Here is a 15845-nt window from a genome sequence, read left to right as displayed (position 1 = left end):
CGGGGCCGCCACGCCTGCTCGGCGTCCGCCGAGCCCCCTAACGGAATCGAACCGTTGACCTTTTCCTTACCATGGAAACGCTCTACCGACTGAGCTAAGGGGGCCGTGCACCCGAAGCGATCTCCTCCGCGCGGGCCTAAAAGAGGGTACAGCCTGGCTTGCAGCGGAACCAAACCACGCGAAGCCCCGTCGGGGGCGGGTCGTGGGCAACCGCGGCTCACCCGGCGATCCGGCGAAGCCGCGGCAAACGTCAGCTGCCGCCGGACCGGTGCCCGGGCCGCCAGGCGCCCAGGTCGCTGAACTCGTCGTACTCGTCGTCCTGTTCGACGGAATCGCTTTCGTTGAGCAGGGTCCGCAACGCGAGATTGACGGCCTCGCGCGCGTCGAGGAGATGAAACCGGCGGATCGCCTCATCGACCAGATCGACGTCCAGCTCGATTTCAACCTTCTTCTTCATGCGCCAACAATACCCAGCGGACACCGGCCCAACGGGCCCCAACCGGCCGTGTAAGCCGAGGCCCTAGTCTGGTCACGTGCCAGAGGACCGGCTGTACTTTCGTCAACTGCTCTCCGGTCGCGACTTCGCCGCCGGCGACATGATGGCGACGCAGATGCGCAACTTCGCCTACCTGATCGGCGACCGGCAAACCGGCGACTGCGTCGTCGTCGACCCGGCGTACGCCGCAGGCGACCTGCTCGACGCGCTCGAGGCCGACGGCATGCACCTGTCGGGGGTGCTGGTGACCCATCACCACCCCGACCACGTGGGCGGGTCCATGATGGGCTTCGCGCTGGCGGGCCTGGCCGAACTGCTGGAGCGGGCACCGGTGCCGGTGCACGTCAATACCCATGAGGCACTGTGGGTTTCGCGTGTCACCGGGATAAGCCGCAGCGACCTGACCTCGCACGAGAACCATGACAAGGTCAGCATCGGCGACATCGAGATCGAGTTGCTGCACACCCCCGGCCACACGCCGGGCAGCCAGTGCTTCCTGCTCGACGGCCGCCTGGTCGCCGGTGACACGTTGTTCTTGGAGGGCTGCGGGCGCACCGACTTCCCCGGCGGTGACTCCGATGAGATGTACCGCAGCCTGCAGCGGCTCGCGACCCTGCCCGGTGACCCGACCGTGTTTCCCGGCCATTGGTATTCGGCGGAGCCCAGCGCCTCGCTCTCGGAGGTCAAGCGTTCCAACTACGTGTATCGGGCCGCGGACCTCGACCAATGGCGAATGCTGATGGGCGGCTGAGCGGCCCGGGGATCGCTCGGTGATGGCCATCCGGCGGCCGCCTTCTGTGATATAAGCGGAGGGTGGATTCCATGGGTTGGATCCAGGACAGCTGGCATGAAGTCACGCACGTCGGGTCCGGCACCTGGATTGCGTGGGCAGCGTGGGCGGCGATCGTCCTGGCAGTGGTCACGCTGGTCTTCACCAACAGCCAGATCAACCGCAATCGCCGCGCGGGGGCCGAGCAGACCCGCCCGCACGTCGCGATGTTCATGGAGCCGCATTCGGCCGACTGGCACGTGATCGAGCTGGTGGTCCGCAATTTCGGCCGGGCCGCGGCCTACGACATCAGCTTTTCCTTCGACAATCCCCCCACGGTGGCCGAGTACGAAAACGCCACCGACGGCTACGCCGACGTCGTCGAATTGCGGCTTCCCAGCGAGCTGCCGATGCTGGCCCCGGGCCAGGAATGGCGCATGGTGTGGGATTCCGCGCTCGACCGCGCCGAGATCGGCAGCGGCATCGAATCCCGCTTCACCGGCACCGTGACCTATTACGACCGGCCGGATCGGCCGCACGCCCGGCGGTTCTGGCGGCGCGAGCGTTCGCCGCTGCAGACCGACGTGGTGCTGGATTGGGACGCTCTGCCGCCCGTGCAGCGCATCGAGTTGATGACCACCCATGACCTGGCGAAGCGGGAGAAGGAGAAGCTGGAGCTGCTGCGCGGCCTGCTGACCTACTTCCACTACGCCAGCAAGGAAACCCGTCCCGAGGTGTTCCGCAGCGAGATCGAGCGGATCAACGCCGCGGTCCGGGAAACCCAGGACCGATGGCGCACCCGCCAACTCGACGAACCCACCGATGTCAGCCTGCGCTGGAGTAACGCCGAAGACGACCTGGGCAAACACCACAGCCAGCCCGCCTGACGGCAAGGAGCAACCGATGACCGCCCCGGTCCACTACAGCACCAAAGACTCCATCGCCGTCATCAAGATGGACGACGGCAAGGTCAACGCGCTGGGCCCGACCATGCAGCAGGCGCTCAACGACGCGATCGACCGGGCCGAGGCGGACAACGCCGGGGCGCTGGTGATCACCGGGAACGAGCGGGTGTTCAGCGGGGGCTTCGACCTGAAGATCCTCACCTCCGGCGAGGTGCAGCCCGCGATCGACATGCTGCGCGGCGGATTCGAGCTGGCGCATCGCCTGCTGTCCCATCCGAAGCCGGTGGTGATGGCCTGCACCGGCCACGCCATCGCGATGGGGGCGTTTTTGCTGTCGGCGGGTGATCACCGAATTGCCGCGCACGCGTACAACATCCAGGCCAACGAGGTCGCGATCGGCATGGTCATCCCCTATGCCGCCCTGGAAATCATGAAGCTGCGGTTGACGCCGTCGGCCTACCAGCAAGCCAGCGGGCTGGCCAAGACCTTCTTCGGTGAAACCGCCCTCGCCGCAGGCTTTATCGACGAGATCGTGTTGCCCGAGGTGGTGGTCGACCGCGCCGAGGAGGCCGCGCGGGAGTTCGCCGGGCTGCATCAGCGCGCGCACGCCGCCACCAAGCTACGCGCCCGCGCCGACGCCCTGGCGGCCATCCGCGCCGGCATCGACGGGATCGAAGCCGAATTCGGCGTGTGATCTGCTAAGGGCGTCCGCCCGCCTCGGTTCGCGTGCCGCTGCCGGGGAAGTCACCGGAATGACCATAGATCGCATCGCGGACCCGTGGGGAACGCGGACCCCGCAGGTCTTGATGAGCTGAAACGGCGAACGCGGTGGCCGCCAATGGCCGCCACCGCGTTCAGCTCGCCTCCTCGACGCCAGTCTGGCACGTGCGCGGCATGCCGTCACTTCACTCGGCAACCCCGTGTCAGTCGTCGGCCGCAACCCATTGATAGGGAAGGAATTTCCCGTCGAACGTCACCACGACACGGTCGCCGGACGGGTGCGGCTTCTTCTGCACGTCGAGGCTGAAGTTGATCGCGCTCATGATGCCGTCGCCGAACTGCTCGGCGATCACCTCCTTGAGGGCGCCGCCATAAACCTGCAGGGCCTCGTAGAAGCGGTAGATGGTGGGGTCGGTGGGGACCGCGGTGGGCAGTCCGCCGCGCATGGGCGGCGCCGCCAGCACCGCTACCGCGGACTCGTCGAGCTTGAGCTTCTCGGCCAGAACCTTGGCCTGCTCCACCGGAATCGGATGCTGGCCGAGCAGCGCGGCGGTGGTCCACAGCAGCGGCCGGTCGATCGCGTCGGCCAGCTCCTGCCACGTCAGCCCCTGACGGAGCCGGGCTAAAACGACCTGTTCGGTGATTTCGGTTCTGTTCATAGCGCTCAAGCATGCCCTGCGGTCCGGCCCGGCGCAGTCGCGCGCTTCGGCATACTCAAACGTTATGGCTGAAGTGGTCGATCCCCTGCTGCTGGGCCAGCGCGTGGTGGCAAGGGAAGGGTAGTTGCGCCGAGCCGTGTCCGGACCACTGATGCTTCGCCGTTTCAGCTAGCGCACGCGCTATCAGATATGGCGGCGATATCTACCCACCCCCTGCCGGATACAGCTCCCTACCCGCCCGGGCTCATTCCGGCTTGGTGGCGGTGACCAAGCGGGTGGAGAACCAGGGGCCGCCGTACCACATGCGCCAGCCGAGATTGCGCCGCCGCACGTTGCGCCAGCCGAGTTCGCGCAGCCGGGCGGCGTGTTGGCGCGTCTCCCACAGGTCGGCGATGGCGAGCCGCCCGCCCGGCCGCAGCACGCGCGCGGCTTCCTCGAGCGCCCGGCGCCGGCCGGCGTGGCCGGGGATGTTGTGGATGGCCAGGTTGCTGACGATCACGTCGACGCTTGCGTCGGCGAAGGGCAGCGCGGTCATGTCCGCGGTGTGCAATTCGATCCGATCGGCGACGCCTTCGGCCACCGCGTTGGCCAGCGTGGCCCGCTCGGAGTTGTCGGTCTGGTCGGCCTGCCACAGGTCGACGCCGATCGCGCGGCCCCGGGGCAACCGCTTGGCCGTCGCCAGCAACACCGCGCCCCGGCCGCAGCCGAGGTCGAGCACGGTTTCGTCGCCCGCCAGGCGCAGGTCGCTGAGAACCCGGTCCCAGACCACGAATTTTCCGGCCCGGGTGGCGTACATGTACAGGGCGACGGCGCCCGCGACGCCGGCGGACGACACCGCGGCCAAGGCCGCCCGCAGCCGCTTGCCGCGCGCCCAGCTGATTCCGGCGAACGCGGCCAGGCCGGCAGCCTGAGCGGCGATGCCTACTGCCTGCGCGCGCGGCGACACGGTGTGAAAGGAACCGTCTATTCCGTAATCGCCGCGATGGTCGTGCACGCCGATCATCTTACGACCAAGGCGCCGAAGGTTTTTCACCGTGCGCGCTACCAACGGCCGTGGTGTACCACCTCGGCGAACGGCCGCCGGTTCGGCTTGCGGATCGGCGCGAGCGGGCGATCGGCGGGGTAGCCCAGCCCGAGCAGGAAAGCCACCAGGTACTCGTCGGGCACGCCCAAAATGGCGCGCGCCTTGTCCTGCTCGCCCACCGACGAATGACCGGTCCCGATCCCCAGGTCGGTGGCGGCGATCATCATCGCCATGGTGGCCTGGCCGACGTCGTAGTTGTCGGTCACCACTCGGCGCTCGTCGGGCGGCACCGGGACCACGATGGCGATCGCGGCCGCCGCCCCGGCGATGTGGCCGGCGCCCCGCCAGACCGTGGACAGCTCGGCCAGCTGGTCGCCGTCGGTGACGATGACGAAGTCCCACGGCTGGCGGTTCTTCGCCGAGGGCGCGCGCCAGCCCGCTTCGGCGATGCGGTCCAGGTCCTCGGCCGGTATCGGCTTGCGCTGGTACTCCCGGACATTGCGACGTGCACGGATCGCGTCCCAAGCTTCCATCTGGTTGCCTCCAGTAACTGTTTTCCCGCGTCAACCGGCGTAGGATCTGGTGAATTCCCAGGTGGCGATTGCGCGTTCGCCCGCAGTCTAGCCGCGACACATGTGAGTGCACGGGCGCCAACGCAGCCAAACACCTTGGGCCACAGCTCAACACGTTCTGCGCGAGACGGCCGCGGTTGCCGGCCGGTTGGGTTTGACTATCGCGTTTCCGGGAAGCCGGGGTGAACCAAATGAGCGGCCCGCTCGTCAACAACCGAATGGCCCCAAGTCAGAAAGGCGGGTACCCGCCGTGGCAGAGCACCTGACGCCGCACTTCGAAGAGGTCCAGGCCCATTACGACCTGTCCGACGACTTCTTCCGGTTGTTCCTCGACCCCACCATGACGTATAGCTGCGCGTACTGGGATCGCAACCGGGACATATCGCTGGAAGAGGCGCAACTGCGCAAGATGGACCTCTCGCTGGGCAAGCTGGGCCTGCGACCGGGCATGACGTTGCTGGACATCGGGTGCGGCTGGGGCGGCACGATGCGCCGCGCGCTGGAGAACTACGACGTCAACGTCATCGGTCTGACGCTGTCCGAGCACCAGGCCGCGCACGTGCAGAAGCTCTTCGACTCGTTGGACACCGAACGCAGCAAGCAGGTGCTGCTGCACGGCTGGGAAGAGTTCGACGGGTACGCGGACCGGATCGTCTCCATCGGCGCGTTCGAGCACTTCGGCTACGACCGCTACGACGACTTCTTCGCGATGGCCCACCGCACCCTGCCCGAGGACGGGGTGATGCTGTTGCACACCATCACCATGCTGACCCCGCAGCAGATCGTCGAGCGTGAGCTGCCGATGACCGAGGAGCAGACGAGCTTCAACGAGTTCATCGCCACCGAGATCTTCCCGGGCGGCCAGCTGCCGGCGATCGAGATCGTGGAGTTCCACGCCTCGAAGATGGGCTTCAACCTGAAACGCAGGCAGTCGCTGCGGTTGCACTACGCCCGGACCCTCGACCACTGGGCCGAGGCCTTGCAGGCGCACCACCGCGAGGCCGTCGAGATCCAGTCCGAAGAGGTCTACCAGCGCTACATGCGGTACCTGACGGGCTGCGCCGACGCATTCCGGGCCGGATACATCGACGTCAACCAGTTCACGCTGGCGAAGTAGGCCACCGCGTCGGTGTCGGGGTTTATCGTGACACCGCAATGCCGCTTCATCTGCACCGTGCCGAGCGCACCGATCTCCTGGCCGACGGCCTCGGCGCCCTGCTGGCCAACCCGTTGCCCGACCCGTTCGCCACCGAACTAGTCGTGGTGCCCGCGCGCGGCGTGGAGCGTTGGCTCAGCCAGCGGCTGTCCCATGTGCTGGGAGCGCGCGGCGGCGACGGGGTGTGCGCCGGGGTGGCGTTTCGCAGCCCGGGCTCGTTGATCGCGGAGATCACCGGCACCGCCGACGACGATCCGTGGTCGCCGGACGCCATGGTGTGGCCCCTGCTGGAGGCCATCGACTGCTCGCTGGACGAACCGTGGTGCCGCACGCTGGCATCGCATGTCGGTCATTTCCACACCGGCGCGGAGGCCGAGCTGCGCCAAGGCAGGCGATACGAGGTCGCGCGCCGGCTGGCCGGGCTGTTCGACTCCTACGCCCGGCAGCGCCCGCAGCTGCTCGTCGACTGGGGCAACGGGGACATCGGCGATCTCGACGAGGACCTGCGCTGGCAGCCGCAGCTGTGGCGGGCGCTGGTCGCGCGGGTCGCCGCCGACCCGCCGCACGTCCGTCATGGGAAGACCATCGCGCGGCTGAAGGCGGCGCCCAGCGCGCTGCCGCCGCGGCTGTCGCTGTTCGGGCATACCCGATTGACCCGCACCGACGTCGAGCTGTTGGAGGCGGTGGCCGCCCACCACGAGCTGCATCTGTGGCTACCGCACCCCAGCGACGAGCTGTGGCGCGCGCTGGCCGGCGCGCACGGCGCGATTCCCCGGCGCGACGACGTCAGCCATCGCGCGGTGTCCCATCCGCTGCTCGCGACGCTGGGACGAGACCTGCGTGAACTGCAACGCAGCCTGCCGGCGGACGCGCGGACGGACGACTACCTACCCGGCGACGTCCGCCCGGACACGCTGCTCGGCTGGCTGCAGTCCGACATCGCCGCCAATGCCGTTCGCCCACTTGGGCGCACGCTGGCCGCCGACGACCGATCGGTGCAGATCCACAACTGCCACGGTCCGGCCCGCCAGGTCGACGTGCTGCGCGAGGTGCTGCTCGGCCTGTTGCAGGACGACCCGACGCTCGAGCCGCGCGACATCCTGGTGATGTGCCCGGACATCGAGACCTACGCGCCGCTGATCGTGGCCGACTTCGGCCTGGGCGACGTGGTGCACGGCGCGCATCCGGCCCACCAGCTGCGCGTGCGGCTGGCGGACCGCTCGCCGATCCAGACCAATCCGCTGCTGGGGGTGGCCGCGCAGCTGCTGGCGCTGGCGGCCGGCCGGGTGACGGCCAGCGAGGTGCTCAACCTGGCGCAGGCCCCGCCCGTGCGTGCGCAATTCGGGTTCACCGACGACGATCTGGAGGCCATCACCCGCTGGGTCCGGCAGGCCAACATCCGGTGGGGATTGGATCAGCAGCATCGCCGGCCCTATCACGTCGACTTCGTACACAACACATGGCGTTTCGGCATCGACCGGATCCTGGCCGGCGTCGCGATGTCGGACGATTCGAACGCGTGGATCGACGCGACGCTGCCACTCGACGACGTCAGCAGCAATCGCGTCCAATTGGCCGGCCAGTTCGCCGAATTCGTCGCGCGGCTCCAGCATGTCCTGGACTCGCTCACCGGCGCCCGGCCGCTGACCGAATGGCTGGCCACCCTGACCGACGGCGTCACCATGCTGACCCGGGTCAGCGATGCGGACGCCTGGCAGACCGGTCAGATGCAACGCGAGTTCGCCCAGACCGCCGCGCACGCCGGATCCCGCTGCGACACCCCCCTGCGGCTGGCCGACGTTCGCGCGCTGCTGACCCGGCGCCTCTCCGGTCGGCCGACCCGGGCCAACTTCCGCACCGGCACCCTCACGGTGTGCACCATGGTGCCGATGCGCTCGGTGCCACACCGGGTGGTGTGCCTGGTGGGCCTCGACGACGGGCTGTTCCCACGGCTCGGCATCGTTGACGGTGACGACGCGCTGGCCCGCTGCCCGATGACCGGCGAACGCGACATCCGTTCCGAGGACCGGCAATTGCTGCTCGACGCGATCGGCGCGGCCACCGAGAAATTGGTCATCACCTACACCGGCGCCAACGAGTACTCGGGGCAGCCGCGCCCCCCGGCGGTGCCGCTGGCCGAACTGCTCGACACCCTCGACGTGACCACGCCGGTCAAGGTGCGCGACCGCATCGTCGTCGAACATCCGTTGCAGCCCTTCGACATTCGCAATGTGATCCCTGGCCGGCTGGTGCCGGACGTGCCGTTCAGTTTCGACCCCACGGTGTTGCGCGCGGCACGCGCCACCGCCGGCGACCACAGCGCACGACCGAGATTCGTATCGGCGCCGCTGCCCCCACCGCCGGCGGACGACGTCATCCTCGCCGACCTCATCGGCTTCTTCAAGGATCCGGTCAAGGGCTTCTTCCGCGCGCTGGAATTCACGCTGCCCTACGACGTCGACGGCGTGCAGGACGCGATACCGGTCGACATCGACGGCCTCGAGGAGTGGACGGTCGGCGACCGGATGCTGGGCGACATCCTGCGCGGCATGACACCCGACGATGCGCGGCAAGCCGAGTGGCGCCGCGGCACGCTGCCCCCGGGCCAGCTGGGCTGGCGCAAGGTCACCGAGATCCGGGACCAGGCGGCACTGTTGGCGCGCGAGGCGATGCGTCGCATGGAGAGTCAGCGCCCGGCGGCCGCCTACGACGTCGACGTCGACCTCGGCGTCGGGCGACGCCTCACCGGCACGGTGTCACCGGTGTACGGCGACCGGTTGGTGTCGGTGACGTATTCCCGGCTGGACGGCAAGCATCTGCTCGAATCGTGGATCCCATTGCTGGCGTTGGTCGCTCATGACCCCGGCCGGGATTGGTCGGCGGTGTGCATCGGCCGCATGCGCCGGGGGACCACCACCCGGGTGGAGGGCCTGGGGCGGCCGCGCGAGGGTGAGGACGCCACCGAGATACTGCGCGAGCTGGTGGCGGTCTACGACGCCGGGCGGCGTGAACCGATTCCCTTGCCCATCAAGACGTCCTACGCCTGGGCGGCCGCCCGGCACGGCGGCGAGGACCCGGTGACCGAGGCCCGTTACCGGTGGAGATCCAGTGACCGCTTCCCGGGCGAGGACCAGGCCCCGGCGCACGTGCGGGCGTGGGGAAAGGGAGCCCCGCTCGACGAGCTGATGCAACCCGTGCGGCCGGGCGAGGAGTGCGACGGCGAAGACAACCGGCTCGGCGCCTACGCCGCCCGGGTCTGGCTGCCGATGCTGCGCGCCGAGCGGGGGCCGGTATAGATGGAACGCTTCGACCTGTTGGGTCCGCTGCCGGCCGAGCGGTCCACCACGGTGCTGGAGGCCAGCGCGGGAACCGGCAAGACTTTCGCGCTGGCTTCGCTGGTTACCCGATATGTCGCCGAGGGCGTGGCGGCGCTGGACCGGATGCTGCTCATCACCTTCGGCCGGGCCGCCAGCCAGGAGCTGCGCGAACGCGTCCGCTGTCAAATGGTGGACGCGGTACGCGCTTTCGCCGATCCGTCGACCGTCGGCGACAACCAGGTGGTGGCGCACCTGCTCGAGGGCACCGACGAGCAGCGTGCGGCGCGCCGGCAGCGTCTCCGTGACGCGCTGGCCGGTTTCGACGCGGCGACGATCGCCACTACCCACCAGTTCTGCCAGCTGGTGTTGCGCTCGCTCGGCGTGGCCGGCGACACCGCCGCGAGCGTGACGTTGCTCGACAGCCTCGATGACCTGGTGACCGAGATCGTCGACGATCTGTACCTGGCCCACTTCGGCCAGGAACGCGACGATCCGGTGCTGCACTACCGCGAGGCGCTGCGGCTGGCCCGCGAGGTGGTGAAGAACCCGTCGACCCAGCTGCGGCCGCGCGACCCGGATCCGGACTCGCGGGCCGCCGTCAGCCTCAGGTTCGCCAATGATGTTCTGGCCGAACTGGATACGCGTAAGCGGCGGCTGGGCGTGCTCGGCTATGACGACCTGCTGATCCGGCTGGCCGAGGCACTGGCCACCGAGGGCTCTCCCGCCCGGCTGCGCATGCATCAACGCTGGCCGATCGTCATGGTCGACGAGTTCCAGGACACCGACCCGGTGCAGTGGCAGGTGATCGACCGGGCGTTCAGCGGGCGCTCCACCGTGATTCTCATCGGCGACCCGAAGCAGGCGATCTATGCGTTTCGCGGCGGTGACATCGTCACGTATCTGCGGGCGGCCGAGACGGCGGGCCAGCGCAAGACGCTGGACACCAACTGGCGCAGCGACTCCGCGCTGCTGCAACGGTTGCAGGTGGTGCTGCGCGGCGCGCAGCTCGGTGACCCCGCGATCGTCGTGAACGACGTCGACGCGCATCACCGCGGCCACCGGCTCGCCGGTGCGCCGCACAACGAGCCGTTCCGGCTGCGCGTGGTGGCGCGGAAGACGTTGGGCCGCCGCGGTATTGCGAACCTTCCGATCGACCAGGTGCGCAAGCACATCGGGGCGGACCTCGCGTCCGACATCCGCGCGCTGCTGGCCAGCGGTGCCACCTTCGGCGGCAGACCGCTGCAGGCCCGCGACATCGCGGTGATCGTGGAGAAGCACCGAGACGCGCACGCCTGCTTCACCGCGCTCTGCGATGCGGGCGTTCCCGCGGTCTACACCGGCAACTCCGACGTGTTCACCTCCGAGGCGGCCGAGGACTGGCTGTGCCTGCTGGAAGCCTTCGACCAACCGCACCGGCCCGGCATGGTGCGCGCGGCCGCGGCGACGATGTTCTTCGGCGAGACGGCCGAGTCGCTGGTGGCCGGCGGCGACGCGCTCACGGATCGGATCGCGAAAACCTTGCGGGAGTGGGCCGGTCACGCCCGCGAACGCGGCGTCGCGGCCATCTTCGAGGCCGCTCAATTGCTGGGCATGGGCAACCGCGTGCTCGCCTGGCAGGGCGGCGAGCGGCACATGACCGACCTGGCCCATGTCACCCAGCTGCTGCAGGATGTCGCGCACCGCGAGCACTACAGCCTGCCCGCGCTGCGCGATTGGCTGCGCCGGCAGCGTGACGAGCGCAGCGGCGCACCGGAACGCAATCGCCGGCTCGACAGCGACGCCGCCGCCGTCCAGATCATGACCGTCTTCGTCAGCAAGGGCCTGCAGTACCCGATCGTGTACCTGCCGTTCGCGTTCAATCGCAACACCCAGGACAGCGACGTGGTGCTGTTCCACGATGAGGACGGCACGCGTTGCCTGCACGTCGGGGGCAAGGACAGCCCCGACTTCAAAACCGTTGAGCGACTGGGCCGCAAAGAGGACGCCAGCGACGACAGCCGCCTGACCTACGTCGCGCTCACCAGGGCGCAGTCCCAGGTGGTGGCGTGGTGGTCGCCGGCGTACTACGAGCCCAACGGCGGCCTGTCGCGGCTGCTGCGCGGCCGCCGGCCCGGCGAGCCGGTGGTGCCGGACCGGTGCGAACCCGCGAAGGTCTCCGACGACGACGCCCTGGCCCGGCTGCGCGAGTGGGAGGCGGCCGGCGGCCCGGTCATCGAGGAGTCGCTGGTGGCGGCGGCCCCGACGCTGCCCGCCGGGCCGGTGCCCGCGCGCCTGGAGAATCGCCACTTCCACCGCGGCATCGACACCGGCTGGCGGCGCACCTCGTATTCCGGTCTGATCCGGGCGGCGCAAACCAGCGGGGTGAGCAGCGAACCCGAAATCGGCGAGCTTGACGACGAAGCCGGCGACATCCCGTTGGTGTCCGCGGTGTCCGGGCCGGACGTGCCCTCGCCGATGGCCGACCTTCCCGCGGGCGCCACGTTCGGCACGCTGGTGCACGCCGTGCTGGAGACGGCCGACCCCTTCGCCGCGGACCTGGCCGCCGAGCTGGAGGTGCAGATCCGGACGCACTCAACGTGGTGGCCGGTTGCCGTTGCCCCCGAGGAGCTGGCCGCGGCGATGGTGCCGATGCACGACACGCCGCTGGGTGCGTTGACGGGTGGGATCACGCTGCGCCAGATCGGATTGTCAGACCGCCTGCGCGAGCTGGACTTTGAGCTGCCGCTGGCCGGCGGCGACCGTCGGTCGACGGCTACCCCGGTCCGGCTGGCGGATCTGGCGGCGCTGTTGCGCGAGCACCTGCCGCACGACGACGTGCTGGCATCGTATGCCGACCGGCTGGCCGAACCGGGCCTGGGCGATCAGTCGCTGCGCGGATACCTCACCGGTTCCGTCGACGCCGTGCTCCGCGTTCCGGACGGCACCGGGCACCGGTTCGTGGTGGTGGATTACAAGACGAACCGGCTCGGGGAACCGGAGCGACCGCTGACCGCCGCCGACTACGACCGGCCACGGATGGCCGAGGCGATGTTGCATTCGGACTATCCGCTGCAGGCGCTACTGTATTGCGCTGTGCTGCACCGGTTTTTGCGGTGGCGGTTGGCGGATTACGACCCGAGCCGGCATCTCGGCGGCGTCCTGTATCTGTTCCTGCGGGGCATGTGTGGTGCCGACACGCCGGTGCTCGACGGCCACCCGGCGGGGGTCTTCGATTGGCGGCCGCCCTGGCCGTTGGTTGCGGCGCTGTCGGACCTGCTCGACGCGCGGGGGGTGGCCGCGTGACGGTCGAAGCCATGTTCGCGACCGGGCTGCTGCGCACGTTCGCCGATGCCGGCGTTTTCGAGCCCGCCGATATCCATGTTGCGCAACGGCTTACGGCACTCACCGACGAGCCCGACGAGCGGGTGGCGCTCGCGGTCGCCCTGGTGGTGCGCGCGCTGCGGGGCGGGTCGGTGTGCGTCGATCTGCGCGCGGTGCCCGCGCAGGTGAGTGCGCCCGACCTGCCCTGGCCGGAGGCCGACGACTGGATGGCGGCGGTGCGGGCCAGCGCAATGCTGCAGACGCCGCCAGTGCTAAGGCTGCTCGGGGATCTGCTGTACTTCGACAGGTTCTGGCTCGAGGAAGAGCAAGTGTGCACCGACCTGCTGGCGCTTTCGGTGACGCCCGCCAGCGTCGAATCAGCCACCTACGACCGGCTTTTCCCGTCCGGGTACAACGAGCAGCGGGCCGCCGCCGAGATCGCGGTGTCGCAGGCGCTGACCGTGTTGACCGGCGGGCCCGGGACCGGCAAGACCACCACGATCGCCCGCCTGCTCGCCCTGCTGGTCGAACAGGCCGAGCGTGCCGGCCGGCCCCGCCCCCGGATCGCGCTGGCCGCACCGACCGGCAAGGCGGCGGCCCGGCTGGCCGAAGCGGTGGCCGCGGGAATCGAGGAGCTGCCCGCGGCGGACAGGGCGCGGCTGACGGGTCTTCCGGGAACCACGCTGCATCGGCTGCTGGGGCCCCGGCCGGATACGTCGGTGCGGTTCAAGCACAATCGCGGCAATCGGCTGCCACACGACGTTATCGTGGTGGACGAAACGTCGATGGTGTCGTTGACCATGATGGCCCGGCTGGTCGAAGCCGTCCGGCCGGACACCCGGCTGATCCTGGTCGGCGACCCCGACCAGTTGGCCTCGGTGGAAGCGGGCGCGGTGCTGGCCGACCTGGTGGACGGGTTGGCCGGTCGCGACGATGTCCGGGTGGCCGCCCTGCGCACCCCGCACCGATACGGCACGTCGATCGGCGCCCTGGCCGAGGCGATCCGGGTCGGTGACGCGGACCGTGTCCTGGAGTTGTTGACGGCAGGCGGTGAACACGTCGAGTGGGTGGACTCCGAGCGCCCGGCCGACCGGTTGCGTGAGGTGCTGGTTGCGCACGCGTTGCGGCTGCGCTCGGCCGCGCTGCTGGGCGCGGTGCCACAGGCATTGGCCACCTTGGACGAACATCGCTTGCTGTGTGCGCACCGCGAGGGGCCCTACGGCGCGACGCACTGGAATAGCCAGGTGCAGAAATGGATTGGCGAGGCGACTGGACAGCCGGCCTGGTCCCAGTGGTATGCCGGGCGTCCCCTGCTGGTGACGGCGAACGACTACGGGCTGCGCCTCTACAACGGCGACACGGGCGTGACGGTGGCCGGCGCGGACGGGCTGCGGGCCGTCATCGCCGGCGCAACCGGCCCGCTGGAATTCGCGACCAGCCGCCTTGGCGAGGTGGAGACCATGCACGCCATGACCATCCACAAGAGCCAGGGCAGCCAGGCCGACGAGGTGACGGTGCTGATACCGCCGGAGGATTCGCGACTGCTGACGCGTGAACTGTTCTACACCGCGGTGACACGCGCGAAGACCAAGGTGCGGGTGGTGGGCCCCGAGGCGTCGGTCCGCGCGGCGATCGAACGCCGGGCGCTGCGGGCCACCGGGTTGCGGCAGCGGCTGCGGTCGGTCAGGTAAGTGCGGGGCCGGCCTGGCCAGCGCTTTGGGAGCGTGCCCGCCAGCGCGCCCGCCGTGTGTGCGCCGCAGCTGAAACCGAATATGTACACCGCGTCGCCGGGCGGCCAGTGCTCCATTACGTACCAGTATGCTTGTGCCACATTGTCTTTCAGGCCCGACCCGAACGCCTTCTCGGTCAGCAGTGCGAACCAGCGGCGTTCCCGGGGGCCCCGCGCCGTGTTGGAAATGGCCGGATGGGGTGGGGCGGGCAGCGATGCGGAAGAATCGCGGTCGACATGGACGACGACGACGCTCCCGCACCGGCACCGCGGCCCGGCTCGCGGCGTGCCCACATCGCGCGGCTCGCCGTGTTCGCCGCGTTTCTGGCCGTGGTCTTCTATCTGGTGGCCGTGGCGCGGGTGATCAACATCGACGAGATCCGGGGCGTGGTGTCGGCCACCGGGCCGGCGGCGCCGCTGGCCTACGTGGCGGTCTCGGCGGTGGTCGGCGCGTTGTTCGTTCCCGGCTCGATACTGGCCGCGGGCAGTGGGTTGCTGTTCGGTCCGCTGCTGGGTGTCTTCGTGACGCTGGGCGCGACGGTGGGCACCGCGATCGTCGCCAGTTTCGTCGGTCGTCGCGCCGGCCGCGACAGCGCGCGCGCACTGCTGGGCAGCGCCCGGGCCGATCGCATGGACGCCCTGATCGGGCGCGGCGGGTTGTGGGCGGTCGTCGGCCAGCGCTTCGTCCCCGGCATCTCCGATGCGCTGGCCTCCTATGCGTTCGGGGCTTTCGGAGTTCCGGTGTGGCAGATGGGTGTTGGGGCCTTCATCGGTTCGGCGCCACGGGCATTCGCCTACACCGCGCTGGGCGCGTCGATCGGGAATCGGTCGTCGCCGCTGGCCTACGCAGCGATTGCGGTGTGGTGCGTGAGCGCGATCGTCGGCGCGTTCGCCGCGCATCGCGGCTACCGCAAATGGCGTGGGCACGCGGGCGACGACGGAGAGCGAAACCCGGCGTCCGAATCCTAGGGCCGCTGGCGAACGTCGGTCGCGGGCGGCCCGTTTTTGTCGGTGGTGGCTGTGATGATGGCGTCATGTCTCCGACCGCGACTGCAGCCAGCGTCGAAGCGTCCCCGAAGGAACGTCTCGGGGAGCTCTTCGACGAACTGGCGGAGTTGACCGGTCAGCGCAATGCGATTGATGGGCGCGTCGTGGAGATCGTGGCCGAGATCGATCGCGACGAGTTGTGCGGGATGAC

Annotated in this window: 11 protein-coding genes, 1 tRNA gene and 3 pseudogenes; 9 read left to right on the top strand and 6 right to left on the bottom strand. The window is 69.5% G+C overall.

All coding sequences use genetic code 11. The features are described from left to right. Positions 1-31: 31 nt before the first annotated feature. Positions 32-104: transfer RNA gene (locus tag A5624_RS18740), tRNA-Thr, on the bottom strand. A 146-nt stretch (positions 105-250) separates the two neighbouring features. Beyond that, complete coding sequence (locus A5624_RS18735; protein WP_066869202.1) at positions 251-457, bottom strand: type II toxin-antitoxin system VapB family antitoxin; 207 nt, start codon at positions 455-457, stop codon at positions 251-253. Positions 458-533: 76 nt separating this feature from the next. On the opposite strand from A5624_RS18735, the gene A5624_RS18730 reads away from it, so the two are divergent. From A5624_RS18730 to A5624_RS18720, 3 genes and pseudogenes are all read left to right on the top strand, one after another. Continuing rightward, positions 534-1247: an MBL fold metallo-hydrolase gene (locus A5624_RS18730; protein ID WP_066869198.1), complete on the top strand. Its 714-nt coding sequence runs from the start codon at positions 534-536 to the stop codon at positions 1245-1247. A gap of 71 nt (positions 1248-1318) precedes the next feature. Beyond that, positions 1319-2172, top strand: a pseudogene (locus A5624_RS18725) (hypothetical protein). Next, positions 2169-2864 carry a crotonase/enoyl-CoA hydratase family protein gene (locus A5624_RS18720; RefSeq protein ID WP_066869193.1) on the top strand — a complete coding sequence of 232 codons (696 nt, stop codon included), beginning with the start codon at positions 2169-2171 and terminating at the stop codon, positions 2862-2864. The pseudogene A5624_RS18725 and the gene A5624_RS18720 overlap by 4 nt, the downstream one beginning before the upstream one ends. 229 nt (positions 2865-3093) lie before the next feature. On the opposite strand, the gene cynS is transcribed toward A5624_RS18720, so the two are convergent. From cynS to A5624_RS18705, 3 genes are all read right to left on the bottom strand, one after another. After that, the gene (gene cynS, locus A5624_RS18715; RefSeq protein ID WP_066869190.1) at positions 3094-3549 is read right to left on the bottom strand and encodes a cyanase; all 456 of its coding nucleotides are present in this window, start codon (positions 3547-3549) and stop codon (positions 3094-3096) included. Between the two features lie 244 nt (positions 3550-3793). Beyond that, positions 3794-4543: a class I SAM-dependent methyltransferase gene (locus A5624_RS18710; RefSeq protein WP_066869482.1), complete on the bottom strand. Its 750-nt coding sequence runs from the start codon at positions 4541-4543 to the stop codon at positions 3794-3796. A gap of 47 nt (positions 4544-4590) precedes the next feature. Further along, positions 4591-5106: a nitroreductase family protein gene (locus A5624_RS18705; RefSeq protein ID WP_066869187.1), complete on the bottom strand. Its 516-nt coding sequence runs from the start codon at positions 5104-5106 to the stop codon at positions 4591-4593. Between the two features lie 289 nt (positions 5107-5395). Between A5624_RS18705 and A5624_RS18700 the strand changes: the two genes are divergently transcribed. From A5624_RS18700 to recD, 4 genes are read left to right on the top strand one after another with little or no spacing between them, the layout of a single operon-like run. Next, positions 5396-6262, top strand: coding sequence for a cyclopropane mycolic acid synthase family methyltransferase (locus A5624_RS18700; RefSeq protein WP_066869184.1), 867 nt, complete (start codon positions 5396-5398; stop codon positions 6260-6262). A gap of 38 nt (positions 6263-6300) precedes the next feature. Further along, positions 6301-9597 (top strand): exodeoxyribonuclease V subunit gamma, encoded by a 3297-nt coding sequence (gene recC / locus A5624_RS18695; RefSeq protein WP_066869181.1) that lies wholly within the window; start codon positions 6301-6303, stop codon positions 9595-9597. Next, positions 9598-12900: an exodeoxyribonuclease V subunit beta gene (recB, locus tag A5624_RS18690; RefSeq protein ID WP_066869178.1), complete on the top strand. Its 3303-nt coding sequence runs from the start codon at positions 9598-9600 to the stop codon at positions 12898-12900. Positions 12901-12911: 11 nt separating this feature from the next. Then, positions 12912-14609 (top strand): exodeoxyribonuclease V subunit alpha, encoded by a 1698-nt coding sequence (recD, locus tag A5624_RS18685; RefSeq protein WP_066869479.1) that lies wholly within the window; start codon positions 12912-12914, stop codon positions 14607-14609. A 41-nt stretch (positions 14610-14650) separates the two neighbouring features. On the opposite strand, the pseudogene A5624_RS29555 reads toward recD, so the two are convergent. Continuing rightward, positions 14651-14941 (bottom strand): annotated as a pseudogene (locus A5624_RS29555) (phospholipase effector Tle1 domain-containing protein); the annotation flags it as partial. Here A5624_RS29555 and A5624_RS18680 point away from each other — a divergent pair. Further along, on the top strand, positions 14885-15616 hold the full coding sequence (locus A5624_RS18680) for a TVP38/TMEM64 family protein (protein WP_066869175.1): 732 nt from the start codon (positions 14885-14887) through the stop codon (positions 15614-15616). The pseudogene A5624_RS29555 and the gene A5624_RS18680 sit on opposite strands and share 57 nt — an antisense overlap. Positions 15617-15681: 65 nt before the next feature. Next, positions 15682-15845: pseudogene (locus tag A5624_RS28680) on the top strand (hypothetical protein); the annotation flags it as partial.

The organism is Mycobacterium sp. 1482292.6, assembly GCF_001672995.1.
Classification (GTDB): domain Bacteria; phylum Actinomycetota; class Actinomycetes; order Mycobacteriales; family Mycobacteriaceae; genus Mycobacterium; species Mycobacterium europaeum_A.
This window is presented reverse-complemented; position numbering and strand designations above follow the sequence as displayed.